The organism is Dyadobacter beijingensis DSM 21582 (assembly GCF_000382205.1).
Lineage (GTDB): Bacteria > Bacteroidota > Bacteroidia > Cytophagales > Spirosomataceae > Dyadobacter > Dyadobacter beijingensis.
On the sequence record NZ_KB907787.1, the window covers coordinates 846,229 to 860,835 of the forward strand.

Sequence of the window (14,607 nt, forward strand, 5' to 3'; positions counted from 1 at the left end):
TTCAAACGATACGATATCATGAAAATCAGATTTCATATAATGCCGCTTGTGGCCTTGGTAGCGCTCCTTTCGGCTTGTGAAAAAGACAACTATACCGAACCTAAATCGACGCTTTCGGGGCAGGTCGTGTACAAGGGCGAGCCCATCGGGGTGGAGGAGGGGCAGGTGCGCCTCCAACTCTGGCAACCCGGTTTCGGCAAGCTGGCCGCCATCGACGCGCCTATTTCACAGAGCGGTACTTACTCTGCAGTGCTGTTTGACGGTAATTACAAATTGGTTTTTCCCAAAAACCGCGGACCGTTCAAGACCATCTCGAAGGATGCAGCGTCCAAAGACACGCTTTACGTGAGCCTGGCCGGTAATCAGAAGCTGGATGTGGAGGTCACGCCGTATTACATGATCCGCACGCCACAGTTCAGCGGGGGAGAGAATAAGGTAAATGTTTCATTAAAACTCGAAAGAATCCTGGCCGGCACCGAGGGTAAGGACATCGAAAGGGTCTCTCTGTATGTGAACCGAACCGATTTCGTGTCGCGCGCTACCAATGTGGCTGTGGCGGACATGCCCGGTGCCGACGTGAAAGACCTGAATGCGATCAACCTCTCAGCCACCGTGCCGACGCTTTCGCCCGTGCAGAAGTATGTTTTTGCCAGGGTAGGCGTCAAAATCAAGGATGTGGAGGACATGGTATTCTCGCCGGTCCAGAAAGTCGATCTATAATGGGTTCAGTCCCGCATTAAAACCGAAACTTTTCTTTAAAAAACCATTTGAATGAGGAATTCCATTGCACTTCTGCTTGTCGGGCTCATCGCGCTGGCATGTGCAAAGAGCAGGCCCGAGCGGCCAACCGCCGGAGCGCCGTCGACAAAAGCCGGTGCCTCCAAAGGCCGGCGCGCCGAGGTATTGTTTCTGGGTCACAACAGCAAGCACCACGATTCGGGCAAATATGCGCCCTGGCTGGCGGTGAAGCTGTTCAAAAGCGGTATCAACATGTCGTATACCACCGATCCCAAAGACCTTAATCCGGAAAACCTGCGCAGGTACGACGGGTTGATCATCTACGCTAACCACGATTCGCTGTCGCCCTCGCAGGAGAGCGCCATGAAGGCATTTGTAGAGGGCGGAAAAGGCCTGATACCGGTCCATTCGGCGTCGGGCTGTTTCAGGAATTCCTCATGGTATATCAAAACCATCGGCGGCCAGTTTGCTTCACACAAAACGGGCACATTTGAAAACACTATTCTAAAACCGGAACACCAGGTCATGAAAGGCATTACCGCCTTTCGGACCTGGGATGAAACTTACGTGCACAAAAACCTGAACCCGGACAAGATCGTCCTGGGCGAGCGGGTGGAGGGCGATATGCACGAGCCTTACACATGGGTGCGCAACGAGGGCAAAGGCCGCGTTTTCTACACCGCTTACGGCCACGAGGACAGTACCTGGACCAACAAAGGCTTCCTCGACCTGGTAAGAAACGGCGTGTTATGGGCTGTCGGCGAAGATGTGCAATCGCAGATCGCCGCATTGAACCTGCCCGACGTGGACATTTACAACTCCGACACGATTTCGCATTATACCAAACGCCACGTGGTGCCGAAAATGCAGGAGTCGCTTTCACCGGCTGAATCGAACAAGCTCACGCAGATCCCGCCGGATTTTGAAATACAGCTTTTTGCTTCGGAGCCAGACATTACGAACCCTATTGCAATGTCCTGGGACGAGCGTGGCCGCCTTTGGGTGGTAGAATCCGTGGATTATCCGAACACATTCAAGGAAACCGACGGCGCGGCCAACGACCGCATTAAAATTTGTGAGGATACCAATGGCGACGGCAAGGCCGACAAATTCACCGTCTTCGCCGATAAGTTGAATATCCCTACCAGCATGGTGTTTTCCAATGGCGGCATTATCGTGTCCATGGCGCCGGATTTCGTGTTCCTGAAAGACACCAACGGCGACGATGTGGCCGATGTACGCGAGGTGATCATGACAGGCTGGGGTAAAAACGACACCCACGCCGGGCCATCGAATCTGCAATATGGGTTTGATAATAAAATCTGGGGCGTACTGGGCTTCTCGGCATTCAACGGGACTATCAATGGCAAGAAAATGAGCTTCTCGCAGGGGCTCTACCATTTCAAACCGGACGGGAAAGAGTTCGAATATCTCGGAAGCAGCAGTAACAATACCTGGGGCCTTGGCTTTACGGAGGATAACAACGTTTTCCTGTCGACGGCCAATAACACGCACAGCGCATTTTTTTCCATGCCGGGGCGACTCATGCAACGCACTTTGGGTGAAGAGCAGCCATCCGTACAAGCCATTCAGAAGATCGACGGCCACTACGATGCGCATGCGATGACGCCCAATTTGCGGCAGGTCGATGTAGTAGGAGGGTTTACTTCCGCTGCCGGTCACCATTTTTACACAGCCCGCAATTTTCCGAAAGAGTACTGGAACCGCGTCGCATTCGTGACCGAACCGACGGTCCGTTTGGTACACAAAGCGATGCTGGAACCGGATGGTGCAGGTTTTAAAGAAAAAGACGGCTGGAACTTCATGGCCAGCTCCGACGAATGGTTCGGGCCGGTGCAAGCCGAAGTAGGTCCCGACGGCGCGGTATGGATCGCGGATTGGTATAACTTCATTATCCAGCACAATGTGTTCGTGCCGGCGCAATCGCCTTCCAAATTCATCCTGCCGTTTGAAGAGCAGCCGCACGGTCCGGGTAATGCATTCAGCAGCCCGATGCGCGACCTGAACCACGGCCGCGTTTACAGGATTGTCTATAAAAATGCAAAAAAAACACCAGCATTGAAACTCTCGAAAGACGACCTGCCGGGGCTTGTGGCCGCATTGGAAAACGACAATATGTTCTGGCGCATGACGGCGCAGCGTTTGCTCGTGGAGTCGAAAAAGCTGTCGGTCGTGCCGGATTTGTACAAAATCATTAATAATCCCAAAGTCGATGAAATTGGTTTGAATAGTCCCGCGGTACATGCATTATGGACGTTACACGGCCTGGGTGTGCTCGACGGCTCTAATGCGGAGGCATTGCAGGTCGTAGGCAAAGCATTGACGCACCCGGCAGCAGGCGTACGTAAGGCCGCGGCGAGCGTGCTGCCGAAGCAGGAGCAAAGTTTTGAAATACTGGAAAAAGGCATGAAAGATGCCAACCTGAATACCCGTCTGAGCGTATTCGTGGCGCTGGCCGAGCTGCCGGCTTCTGACAAAGCGGGCGCAGCGGTGTACCAGGCTTCCCTCGACGAGCAAAATGCCAAAGACGCGTGGTTGTCGCGAGCGCTGCTGGCAGCCGCCATCAAGCATGAGAAGGGCTTCCTGGCCGCCGCCGGCAAGCAATCGCAGCCATCGGCATTCACCGCCCAGCTGACGGAGGCATTAGGCCGGGAAGTGTATCCGCTAGGCAGGAGAAACACGCTGCAATTCCCGCCGGATGTTTCGGGCAAGGAAATCACGATCCGTGCAACGGTCATCAAAGGCCGCGACCGCGCATTGCAAGGCTTCATTGCCGGCCAGGGCGGTAAGGATGGCGGTTATGCGCTGTACATCCAGGACGGAAAGATGATCATGGCCGTGAAACAGCACGGTATGCTCAGCCAGGCGGCTACCAGCGGTACCTTACCCGACAAGTTCGACGTCGTGGCGAGCCTCACGCAGGGCGGCAACATCCGTATTGAAATCGATGGCAAAGAAGCCGCCACGGGCAAGGCGCATATGCTCTTTAACGCGCCGCTGAGCAATTCGCTGCGCTCCGGGGAGGATATGGAAGGCGACGACCGGATCGGTAACTACGAAGGGCGATTTGGTTTCGCAGGCAATTTCCAAAAAGCATCCGTGGAGCTCAACCGTCCCAACGAAGGCGGAAACAATGCCGGAGTTGCGGAAAAACCGGCCGCCAAACCTGCCGCTTCCAACGCGACGGTAATCGAGCTGAAAGTGGAAAAGGAGATCATGCAGTACGATAAAAAGCTGATCACCGTGAAAGCCGGCCAGAAAGTGGTGATCAATCTCGAAAACCCGGACGGTATGCAACACAACCTGCTGATCATCAAACCGGGCACATTGCAGAAAGTTGGGAAGGCCGCGGATGAGCTTCTTACTAATCCGAAAGCTGCTGAAATGCAATATGTTCCCAAGATTCCGGAAGTGTTGGTTTCGACGAGACTAGTTAATTCGGGAGAAACGGTAACATTGGAATTCACCGTACCCAGCGAGCCCGGTGATTATCCGTATGTGTGCACTTTCCCCGGCCACTGGCGCGGTATGAACGGAATCCTGCGGGTGACGAAGTGAGTACTCATAAACTATAAACTCATAAACTATAAACTCTAAAACTTTGAACTCAAAAATGAAAATCATTGCCTCATTATTGCTTCTGTTAGCCATGATTGCCAATAATGCAACGGCGGAATCCCGGCCCGGAAAGAAAACGGCGATCCGTGTGCTGCTCGTAGGCGGCGGTTCCTCGCACGATTTCGACCGGTGGTACAAGCAGGAAGATGTTCAAACGCTTCAAAAAGGCGGTTTGGCCACGGTGGAATACACGAGTGACCCCGCCACCATTCTACCGAAGCTGAAAGACATCGATGTGCTGTACCTGTCCAACAACCAGCCCATTGCCGATAAGGCGACGCGAGACGCCATTTTCGCGTTTGTGGACGCGGGAAAAGGCCTGGTACTGGCACATCCCGCTCTCTGGTACAACTGGGCCGACTGGCCGGAATACAACCAGAAGCTCGTAGGAGGCGGCTCGAAAGGTCATGATAAATACGGACCGTTTGAGGTAACCATTACTGCGAAGCATGCAGTGACCAAAGGCGTCCCGGCGAGTTTCAAGCTGGATGACGAGCTATATTACTTCAAACCGGATGCGGCAGGCACGCCGATCGAAGTGCTCGCCACCGCCAAGGCGGAGACTTCCGATAAGGTTTTCCCCAGCATTTTCATTGTCAAATATCCGAAGGGGAGGATAGTGGGCATCGCATTAGGGCATGATGCCAAGTCACATACCATCGAGCCTTATCAAACCCTGCTGCGCAATGCAGTAAAATGGGCATCCAACTAAGCCCTTTTTCCTCGGGGTTGAAACCCGGGCCAAAAATGATCGAGCCGCTGGCTCTACGCTTCCAGACTGCAAATGCCGGGGCCGGAGGCTCGACAAAACAAAAGCAAATCAATCCATTTCTTAACCCGGGGTTTTAACCCGGGGGCTAAACAAAGTAACAATGAGCGACAAGCAAATCACAGTAGTTATCGTGGGTATGGGTTTCGGGAAAGAGTTTATCCCTATCTATCAAAGCCATCCGAACATCAAGGCGGTGGGAATTTGTACCCGCAGCAAGCAAACCCGCGACGAGCTGACTGCCAAGTTCAACCTCGATCCTAACCTCGTTTTCGAGCATTTCGAAGACGTTCCCAAGCGCGACGACGTGGACGCGATACACGTGGTAACCCCCGTGCCCGACCACGCCCGCATGACCCTGGCATCGCTCAATGCCAACAAGCATACCGCCTGCACCATTCCGATGGCGATGACCGTCGAGGATTGCAAGGCCATTGTAGAAGCCAAACGCCGCTCCGGAAAAGTATATATGATGATGGAAACCGCGCTGTACACCCGCGAATTCCTCTACGGCCTGAACCTCGCGCAAACCGGCCAGCTGGGCCGCATTCAGTTTGTACGCGGCTCGCATATCCAGGACATGAGTATGGAAGGCTGGGGCGAATACTGGAAAGGTTACCCGCCGATGCTTAATGGCACCCATGCTATTTCCCCGCTTTTGAAAATCAACAATACCATTGCCGAAACCGTGGTATGCCACGGCTCGGGCCGGCTGAGCGACGACCTAGCCAGCCGCTACGGATCGCCTTTCGCTGTGGAGACGGCTACATTCACATTGAAAGGCACCGACGTGGTGGCCGAAGCGACCCGCTCGCTGTTCGATGTGGTACGCCAGTATCGCGAGAGCTACGATGTGTACGGCACCAAAATGTCGTTCGAATGGGAGCAGTTGCAAGACGAGGAACACGTGATATTCGATGGCGGCGAGAATGCGACGCGCATCAATGTACCGGATACGGACGAGTTGCTGATTGAGCCGATCAAGCATTTCACGAAACGGGAGAAGATCGACGACCCGAACCACGTGTCGTTCCTCCAAGGCGCGGGGCACGGCGGTTCGCACCCGCATTTGGTGCAGGAGTTTGTGGCGGCGATTGTCGAAGGCCGCGATTCGGCGGTGGACGCGGCCTTGGCGGCGAACTACACCTGCGCGGGCATTTGCGCGCACGAGTCGGCTATGAAGGGCGGCATTCGTGTGGATGTCCCGAGTTTTGAAGAATAGTTTTTCCCAATATAAACAAGCCAGGCCTCAAAAACCTGGCTTGCTGCTAAAACCTGAACCCTTATGCTATTCGGCGCCAGTACATTTATCTGGGTATCCCCGTTCTCGACGGACCATATAGCCCTGCTCACGAAGGTCAAAAACATGGGCTACGACATCATTGAAATAGCCGTGGAGGACACCCGCATTATCGACTGGAAACTCATTCGGGACACCGCCCGCGACCTGGATCTCAAAATCACGATCAGCGGCGCATTCGGGCCGGAGCGCGACATTTCCAGTACCGACCCCGCATTCCGCGAGATCGGTAAGCAATACATCATCGACTGCATCCGCATCGCCGGACAAATGGACAGCCCGGTGTTCGGCGGGCCGGTGTATTCGGCTGTCGGCAAGACGCGCATTGTTTCCGAAGAGCAGAAAATGCAGGAACGCGCGTGGTGTGTGGATATTTTGAAAGAAGTAAGCCAAATCGCCGGTGATTGCGGGGTGACGCTCGGGTTAGAACCGCTGAACCGCTTCGAAACGGACATGGTGAACACCGTGGACCAGGCATTGTCGATTTTGGACGAGGTAGGGAGCCCGCATCTGAAAATCGTGCTCGATACCTTTCATTCCAATATCGAGGAAAAAGATATTCCCGCTTCGATCAGGAAAATCGGGAAAGATCTGCTTTGTCATGTACAAGGCAACGAAAGCGACCGCGGCACGCCCGGTACCGGCCACCTCGAATGGGAAGGCATTCAGGAAGCGCTTTCGGAAATCGGTTACGACGGCGCCGTGGTGATCGAGACCTTCGGGCAACCCTCCAAAGAACTGGCGCGCGCGGCCTGCATCTGGCGGCCATTGGCGAACAGCGCCGACGAGCTGGCCGAAGAAGGGCTCGCTTTTTACAAGAAATTGTTTGTTCCAACTCATTCCGTCATCAATGCGTAGTCTCCTGTTTGTTTTCTTGTCGATCGTTTCCGCGGCATTACACGCACAAATCCCCGTCGATTTAAAAGGTTTTGACAAGAAAAGCGGCGTCCAGGCGACCGTCAGCGAGTCGAGGCTGAACATCGAATGGCCCGCCGGTAATGCCGAAACCGCGAAAGTTTCCATTGACCTGAACAAAACAAACGCGCTGATCGGCAGCCTGGGCATTGGGACTAAGGAAAAACAATACACCATCGCCCGCGACCTCGACCCGGCCATTATCCTCACCGTAGGCAAGCGCGACCTCGTGTCGCAGAACGGCTGGAATATTTTCTTTGATAAAACCGCTTACCAGAAATACCAGAGCTATGCGGTGAAACTGGAAAAAAGCGACGTGAAAGTCGCGACAAACGGCACCCGGACCGAAATTACCGTGAACGGCGCCAAAGCCGGACCATTTACGGGTGCGGTCCAACTGACCTTATACAACGGAAGCCCGCTGCTGAACGTGGCCGCCGTGATGACGACGAACGTCGACTCGCTTGCCGTGATCTACGACGCCGGGCTCACCTCGCGCAATGAGCCCTGGGAAAGGCTTTTCTGGGCAGATACCGAAGATTTTATGCGGAATGTGGCCGTAACGAAGATGGATACGGTAGAAATGATGGCCGTGAAATACCGCACGATCATCGGGCAGGGGAAAGAAGGTAACCTGGCCGTTTTCCCGGCTCCGCACCAGTATTTTTATCCGCTGGATAATTGCTATAACCTCGAACACATCTGGTACGGAGAGAATTACCGCAATTTGCTTCCGGGTTTCGGAATCGGTATCCGGCATGACCTGCTGGGCGACCGCCGCTGGGTACCCTGGTTCAATGCGCCGCCGGGAACGCAGCAGCGGTACAATTTCTTCTGCCTGCTGAGCCGCGAAAAAGATGGTAAAGTGCTCGAAAATGTGAAGGCATTCACACATTCCGACAAGTACGAGCCGATTCCGGGTTACTACACGATGTCGAGCCACTTCCATCAGGAGCATGTGGACGACGTGCTGACGCGCAAGCCGCTGCCGGAAATGCCGGGGTTTGTGAAGGCATTCCGCAATACGGGCGTGAACATTGTGCATTTGGCCGAATTCCACGGTCCGGGTAGCCCGCGGGGGCCGGAGGCTAAGCGCTGGCCGGAGCTGAAAATGATGTTTGAGGAGTGCAAGCGGTTATCGGGCGGTAACTTTCTGCTATTGCCCGGCGAGGAGCCGAACAACTTCTTTGGCGGGCACTGGATGAATATTTTTCCCAAACCCGTTTACTGGGTCATGTCGCGGGAAAAGGACCAGCCTTTTGTGGAAGACCATCCGGAATACGGCCGTATTTACCGCATCGGCAACAAAGAGGAAATGCAGAAACTGCTCGAAATGGAGAACGGCCTCGCGTGGACGGCGCACGCCCGTACGAAAGGCTCAACCGGCTTCCCCGACAAGCATAAGGACGAGGCATTTTACAAATCGGATCAGTTCCTTGGCGCCGCGTGGAAGGCCATGCCGGCGGATCTGTCGCAGCCCAAACTGGGAAAACGCGTGCTGGACCTGATGGACGATATGGCCAATTGGGGCTATAAAAAGAATGTGCTCGCCGAAGCCGACCTGTTCCGGATTGAGCCGAATTACGAGTTGTACGGGCATTTAAACGTCAATTACCTGCAACTGGACCAGCTTCCGAAGTTCGAAGAAGGCTGGCAGCCCGTACTGGACGCGATGCGGAAGGGGAAGTTTTTCGTGACAACCGGTGAAGTGCTGATCCCGTCATTTAAAGTGAATAACATGGTGGCGGGCGAAACCGCGAAGCCCGACGCGAAAGGGAATGTGGAGATCACACTCGATGCCAGATGGACATTCCCGCTTAACCGTGCGGAGGTGATCTCCGGCGACGGTAAGGAAGTTTTCCACGATGTGATTAATCTGAGCGATACACACGCTTTCGGCCAGAAAAATTTTAAGTTTACCCAAAATATGAAAGGCCGGAAATGGCTGCGCCTGGAACTTTGGGACGTGGCAGCCAATGGTGCATTCACGCAGATTATCTGGCTCGAATAACGAATTTTAAATGCATTTGAAATGATCAGACCCATCCTGTCGCTGCTGTTTCCATTGCTCATCAGTGGCTTTGGTCCCGGACTGGATAGTCCCGAACTGTCCAGTCGGGCAGACAAGGAGTATAAAAACCCGGTTTTTGAACCCATCCTCGCCGATCCGACGGTCGTGAAGGCCGATGACGGCTTTTTTTACGCTTACGGGACACAGGACGACTGGGGCGATGGCAAAGGCTCGCGCCTGATCCCGATCGTGCGCTCTAAGGACCTCGTGCATTGGGATTATGTGAAAGAAGCGTTCACTACCAAACCCGCATGGAAGGAAAAAGGCGGCATTTGGGCGCCGGACGTCGTGAAAGTGAATGGTAAATACCATATGTACTACGCCTATTCCACCTGGGGCGACGTCAATCCGGGGGTAGGGCTGGCCATTGCCGATTCGCCTGCGGGGCCATTCGTGGACCACGGCAAGCTGTTCAACAGCCAGGACATGGAAGTGCCGAATTCGATTGACCCGTTTTACCTCGAAGCCGACGGCAAAAAATATGTTTTCTGGGGTAGTTTCAGCGACAAACCGACGCAGGGTACATATGGCGTGGAGCTCTCCGCCGACGGCAGGTCCGTACCCGATTTGTCCAAAAAATTCAAAGTGGCCGCAGGCGATTTCGAGGCAGTGATGATCCAGAAAAAGGGCGAGTACTATTATTTTCTCGGTTCCAAAGAAAGCTGCTGCGATTTTGAGAAGAGCAAATATCACCTTCGTATGGGGCGCTCCAAATCGATTTTCGGTCCGTTTCTCGACCAGGAAGGCAGGGATTTGAAAGAACGCGGCGCGGGTACGATGCTGCTTCATGGAAACGATATTTATGCCGGTCCGGGGCACAATGCGAGGTGGATTGCCGACGACGCCGGGGACGACTGGCTGCTCTACCACGCCATTATAAAAGCCGAGCCGCGCGTATCCACGGGCGCCAACCGCCGCGTGCTGATGCTCGATAAACTGGTCTGGAAAAACGGCTGGCCTGAAATTTCCAATGCCGAGCCAAGCTTAGAAAACCGGCCGGCACCGCTTTTTAAATAATCAAAACCAATTCTAACACCTGATGAAATTCTTAAAAACGACGATCTGGGCCCTTGCGGCCTGTCTGATGTTGCAGAACTGCGCCAAAAAAGCAGAAGAAGAAAAGAAAGACGAGGCGGCAGCGACCGAACAATCCGCCGGTCGTGAAATCTGGACCAAAGAGCAGGCCAGGGAATGGTATGCCAAGCAGGGCTGGCTCGTAGGCGCCGACTTCCTCCCAAGCACGGCCATTAACCAGCTCGAAATGTTCCAGGCCGAGTCGTTCGACACGGCGACGATCGATAAGGAGCTTGGCTGGGCGCAGAATATCGGCATGAACACGATGCGCGTGTACCTGCATGATTTGCTCTACCAGCAAGATTCCGCAGGATTTATCAAGCGCCTTGATACATTCCTGGATATTACGAAAAAGCACAATATCAAACCGGTACTCGTGCTATTCGATTCTTGCTGGGACCCATTCCCGAAACTGGGTAAGCAGCGCGATCCGAAACCCGGCGTGCATAACTCGGGCTGGGTGCAAAATCCGGGCTTCGATGCATTGAAGGACAGCACGCAATATCCGCGCCTGGAAAGGTACGTGAAAGGCACGGTGGCCGCATTCGCGAACGACGACCGCGTGCTGATGTGGGACATCTGGAACGAGCCGGACAACACCAACAACAGCTCTTACGGCAAAGTGGAACTGCCTAACAAAGTGGATTATGTGCTTCCATTGATGGTGAAATCCTTCGAGTGGGCACGTTCCGTAAATCCGTCGCAGCCGCTGTCATCGGGCGTATGGGCAGGCGACTGGTCTTCACCGGAAAAACTGAAACCGATCGAAAAAGCGCAGATCGACCAGTCCGACGTGATCACTTTCCACAATTACGAAAATGCGCAGGAGTTTGAGAAACGCATTAAATGGCTGGAACCTTACGGTCGTCCATTGATCTGTACCGAATACATGTCACGCGGAAACGGCAGCTTCTTCGAAACCTCTCTGCCCGTGGCGAAGAAATACAACGTAGGGGCGATCAACTGGGGCCTTGTGGACGGCAAGTCGCAGACGATTTACCCGTGGGACAGCTGGAAGAAGACCTATACGAAAGAGCCAGACCTCTGGTTCCACGACATTTTCAGAAAAGACGGCACGCCGTACAAGCAGGCTGAGGTGGATTTGATTAAGAAGCTGACTGCGGCGAAATAGGCGTATTGCTTGAACCGCAATTAGAAACGCTCTGTTTGACGTCAAGCAGAGCGTTTTTTATTCCCGAATGCGCTGCAAAAGAACCGCGAGGTTAAGTTCTGGAATTACCTTTTCCAGTTCTGCTTGCTGTATCAAAACCATTCCTTAGTTGAGCATGCCGGATAGCCGGGAAAAGTACAACTCGTTCTGCCGCCGGATCTCCCTGAACTCTACCAAAATTTCAGTGTTCGCGTCACTTGCCGCGCCTTTTTCCAGCAAGGCAATTTTGTGATCGTAATTTTCGACCACTTCACTGCGGTAATGCAATGTGGAATGGACGGCGTCAGCGATTTTCTGTCCAGGCCAGAATTTCTGCAGGCGACTTAACCCGTAAGCCACCAGCCCCGGCGCGTAAGCCTTCTCCTGAATTAATATATCCACATACTTACCGAGCTCGTTTGCCGCCAGGCTGGATGTGTCGGCAAGCAGGTTGGTTTTCGTAATCATTCCTCTCGCGCATTCCTGTTTGTAGAGCGACAGGTATGGGCCGGCCTCCATTTTTTTTAAAAAACGGTCCACTTTGCCGGCTTCGGTTTGCCAGTCGGGCACAACGGGCTTTCCTGCTTCTATTTCCGTCAGCTTGTCGTCCGCCGGCAGGAAAAGCCGGTCTTGAAACATCGTTTGATAGAAAACAATGTCATAATCCGGTGCCGGTTTCAGGTTATGAAAATTCAGGTCAAACGGTATAGTGGTTAAATTCCCTTCGTTGAAGCCATTCTGCAAGTATTCGAGCACTTTCGCCTCTTTATCGGGTACGGTGCCACCCTGTTTCTCGACGCTGCACGCGGAGACGGCAATGGATAGCAGTAAAGTAATGTGTGTAGTGTTCATGGGTGGTTGCAGGTTTTAATTTGCGGATTTTCTTGCGGTACAATCCATGTTGCAATAGGTGTCGATCATCATCTGATCCATGTACAGAGCCTGCGTCCAGTTATTCGAACCGCACAATTTAACGAGCTTGGTCACCGTGTATGGACTTGGAAGCTTGTTCTGATAGCAGCACCCCGGCATTTGGTCATTTACGTAATAACCGACTTTGTTTTTCGTGCATCCGTCAGGCGGGTTGCCCCATTCACAGGAGCACATAAACGGTACGGCATTGACAAATAGCTGTGCGGCAACCGCGAAGATTAGTGCTGCGAGACTTGTGGATTTTCTTTTCATAGTAATGTGATAGCGTTAGGTGAAACTTGTTTCGGCCCGTACAAAGAATTTGCAACCTGAAGGTCAAGTTAAATGTGGAGGGATTTGTTCTCCAAATCCATTTATCCCACGGTTAAACTATTTCCCAAAACCCTGTTATAGGTAATCTTTCAATTTTCAACCGGCAAAGTCGGCGTGAATCAATATCTTCACGGACTGATTCTTAAACCATCTTTATGACCCAAAAGTACCTTTCGCTCACGGGCGTGTGCCTCGCCGCTTTCCTGCTTTTATCGTTCGCGCTTTTCGCCCAGAAACGCCCGTCCAAACCTAATGTGATCTTCATCTACGCCGACGATGTCGGGTATGGCGACCTCAGTGCCTATGGCGCCACGAAAATCAGCACGCCCAATATCGACCGTATCGGGAAGGAGGGCATTCGCTTCACGAACGCGCATGCGAGCTCTGCTACCTGTACGCCCTCGCGGTTTGCGCTCATGACGGGCAAATACCCGTGGCGGCAAAAAGGTACCGGCGTGCTGCCGGGCGATGCGTCGCTCATCATCCCGACCAACCAGCTGACATTGCCGGCGATATTCCAGCATGCGGGCTACAAGACCGGCTCGGTGGGAAAATGGCACCTCGGGCTTGGCGAGAACAACCGGCAGATCAACTGGAACAAACCTATTACCAAGGGTCCTAACGAGGTCGGTTTCGATTATGCATTCTTTTTCCCGGCCACGTCCGACCGCGTCCCGACGGTCTTTGTAGAGAACCACGACGTCCAGGACCTCAACCCGGACGACCCCATTGAAGTGGATTATTCCAAAAAAATCGGCAATGAACCCACCGGCCTCGAAAACCCGGATTTGCTCAAACTACCGGCATCGCCTAACCACGGTCACAACAATACGATCGTGAACGGCATCGGCCGGATCGGCTGGATGACGGGCGGCAAGCAAGCGCGCTGGACCGACGAGGAAATCGCCCATGTTTTTCTCAGTAAAGCCGGGCAATTCATCGAAGAAAACAGCAAGAACCCGTTTTTTCTCTATTTTTCGCTGAACGACATTCACGTGCCGCGGATGCCGAGCACGCAGTTTAAAGGCAAAAGCAAAATGGGTTTGCGCGGCGATGTGATCCTGCAAATGGACTGGACGGTCGGCGAAATTTTGAAAAAGCTGGACGAGCTGAAAATCGCTGATCATACGCTGATCATCTTTTCAAGCGACAACGGCCCTGTGCTGGACGACGGCTATGCCGACCACGCCGTAGCGCTCGCAAAAGGCCACAGTGCGGCCGGGCCATTGCGTGGCGGCAAGTACAGCGCATTCGAAGGCGGCACGCGGGTGCCGTGGCTGGCGCGCTGGCCGCAGGGTATCAAGCCGGGCATTGTCTCGGATGCATTGATCTGCCAGATTGATATGATGGCGTCGTTTGCGCACTTCTTTCATCAAAAAACGGAGAGCGAAGAGGCGGTGGATAGTTTCAACGTGCTGGATGCCATGCTGGGCAAAAGCACGATCGGCCGCAGCTGGCTCATTAAACAAGGCGGCGCGCTGTCCATCACGCAGGGAAACTGGAAGTACATCGAACCCCGGGAAGGGAAAGCGGTGGCAGAGCTGACCAATATTGAAACCGGCGCGAACCCAAAGCCGCAGCTATATGATTTGAGTAAGGATATCGGGGAGAAAAACAACGTGGCGGACAAGTATCCGGCAAAGGTAAAGGCGATGGCCGCCGAGCTGGAAAAAGTGCGGGAGGCTGGTAGGAGTCACTAGCAAAAA

General features: G+C 53.6%; 10 protein-coding genes. 9 read left to right on the forward strand and 1 reads right to left on the reverse strand.

From position 1 onward, the window contains the following. The first annotated feature begins 18 nt into the window (after nt 1-18). The 8 genes from H144_RS0110810 (at nt 19) to H144_RS0110850 (ending at nt 11,638) form a co-directional block, all read left to right on the forward strand. Complete coding sequence (locus tag H144_RS0110810) at nt 19-720, forward strand: DUF3823 domain-containing protein (RefSeq protein WP_026350595.1); 702 nt, start codon at nt 19-21, stop codon at nt 718-720. A gap of 51 nt (nt 721-771) precedes the next feature. Further along, nucleotides 772-4,317 (forward strand): PVC-type heme-binding CxxCH protein, encoded by a 3,546-nt coding sequence (locus tag H144_RS0110815; protein WP_019942077.1) that lies wholly within the window; start codon nt 772-774, stop codon nt 4,315-4,317. A 55-nt stretch (nt 4,318-4,372) separates the two neighbouring features. Next, nucleotides 4,373-5,089: a ThuA domain-containing protein gene (locus H144_RS0110820; protein ID WP_019942078.1), complete on the forward strand. Its 717-nt coding sequence runs from the start codon at nt 4,373-4,375 to the stop codon at nt 5,087-5,089. A gap of 160 nt (nt 5,090-5,249) precedes the next feature. Continuing rightward, nucleotides 5,250-6,368, forward strand: a complete 1,119-nt coding sequence (locus H144_RS0110830; RefSeq protein WP_019942080.1) for a Gfo/Idh/MocA family protein — start codon at nt 5,250-5,252, stop codon at nt 6,366-6,368. Nucleotides 6,369-6,431: 63 nt separating this feature from the next. Next, entirely contained in the window at nt 6,432-7,304 is an 873-nt protein-coding gene (locus H144_RS0110835) for a sugar phosphate isomerase/epimerase family protein (protein ID WP_019942081.1), read from the forward strand. Further along, nucleotides 7,297-9,372, forward strand: a complete 2,076-nt coding sequence (locus H144_RS0110840; RefSeq protein ID WP_019942082.1) for a CehA/McbA family metallohydrolase domain-containing protein — start codon at nt 7,297-7,299, stop codon at nt 9,370-9,372. The genes H144_RS0110835 and H144_RS0110840 overlap by 8 nt, the downstream gene beginning before the upstream one ends. A 21-nt stretch (nt 9,373-9,393) precedes the next feature. Next, nucleotides 9,394-10,449, forward strand: a complete 1,056-nt coding sequence (locus tag H144_RS0110845) for a family 43 glycosylhydrolase (protein ID WP_019942083.1) — start codon at nt 9,394-9,396, stop codon at nt 10,447-10,449. Nucleotides 10,450-10,471: 22 nt separating this feature from the next. Further along, complete coding sequence (locus H144_RS0110850; protein WP_019942084.1) at nt 10,472-11,638, forward strand: cellulase family glycosylhydrolase; 1,167 nt, start codon at nt 10,472-10,474, stop codon at nt 11,636-11,638. A 144-nt stretch (nt 11,639-11,782) separates the two neighbouring features. Here the strand turns inward: H144_RS0110850 and H144_RS0110860 are convergent, their stop codons facing one another. Further along, the gene (locus H144_RS0110860; protein WP_019942085.1) at nt 11,783-12,508 is read right to left on the reverse strand and encodes a hypothetical protein; all 726 of its coding nucleotides are present in this window, start codon (nt 12,506-12,508) and stop codon (nt 11,783-11,785) included. 548 nt (nt 12,509-13,056) lie between these two features. Here H144_RS0110860 and H144_RS0110870 point away from each other — a divergent pair. After that, nucleotides 13,057-14,601, forward strand: a complete 1,545-nt coding sequence (locus H144_RS0110870; RefSeq protein ID WP_019942087.1) for a sulfatase family protein — start codon at nt 13,057-13,059, stop codon at nt 14,599-14,601. Nucleotides 14,602-14,607: the final 6 nt, after the last annotated feature.

Bases quoted from the DNA above. Each gene is read 5' to 3' on its own strand.
- H144_RS0110815 (WP_019942077.1), top strand. From the start codon at position 772: ATGAGGAATTCCATTGCACTTCTGCTTGTCGGGCTCATCGCGCTGGCA.
- H144_RS0110850 (WP_019942084.1), top strand. From the start codon at position 10,472: ATGAAATTCTTAAAAACGACGATCTGGGCCCTTGCGGCCTGTCTGATG.
- H144_RS0110870 (WP_019942087.1), top strand. From the start codon at position 13,057: ATGACCCAAAAGTACCTTTCGCTCACGGGCGTGTGCCTCGCCGCTTTC.
- H144_RS0110810 (WP_026350595.1), top strand. From the start codon at position 19: ATGAAAATCAGATTTCATATAATGCCGCTTGTGGCCTTGGTAGCGCTC.
- H144_RS0110845 (WP_019942083.1), top strand. From the start codon at position 9,394: ATGATCAGACCCATCCTGTCGCTGCTGTTTCCATTGCTCATCAGTGGC.
- H144_RS0110840 (WP_019942082.1), top strand. From the start codon at position 7,297: ATGCGTAGTCTCCTGTTTGTTTTCTTGTCGATCGTTTCCGCGGCATTA.
- H144_RS0110820 (WP_019942078.1), top strand. From the start codon at position 4,373: ATGAAAATCATTGCCTCATTATTGCTTCTGTTAGCCATGATTGCCAAT.
- H144_RS0110835 (WP_019942081.1), top strand. From the start codon at position 6,432: ATGCTATTCGGCGCCAGTACATTTATCTGGGTATCCCCGTTCTCGACG.
- H144_RS0110830 (WP_019942080.1), top strand. From the start codon at position 5,250: ATGAGCGACAAGCAAATCACAGTAGTTATCGTGGGTATGGGTTTCGGG.
- H144_RS0110860 (WP_019942085.1), bottom strand. From the start codon at position 12,508: ATGAACACTACACACATTACTTTACTGCTATCCATTGCCGTCTCCGCG.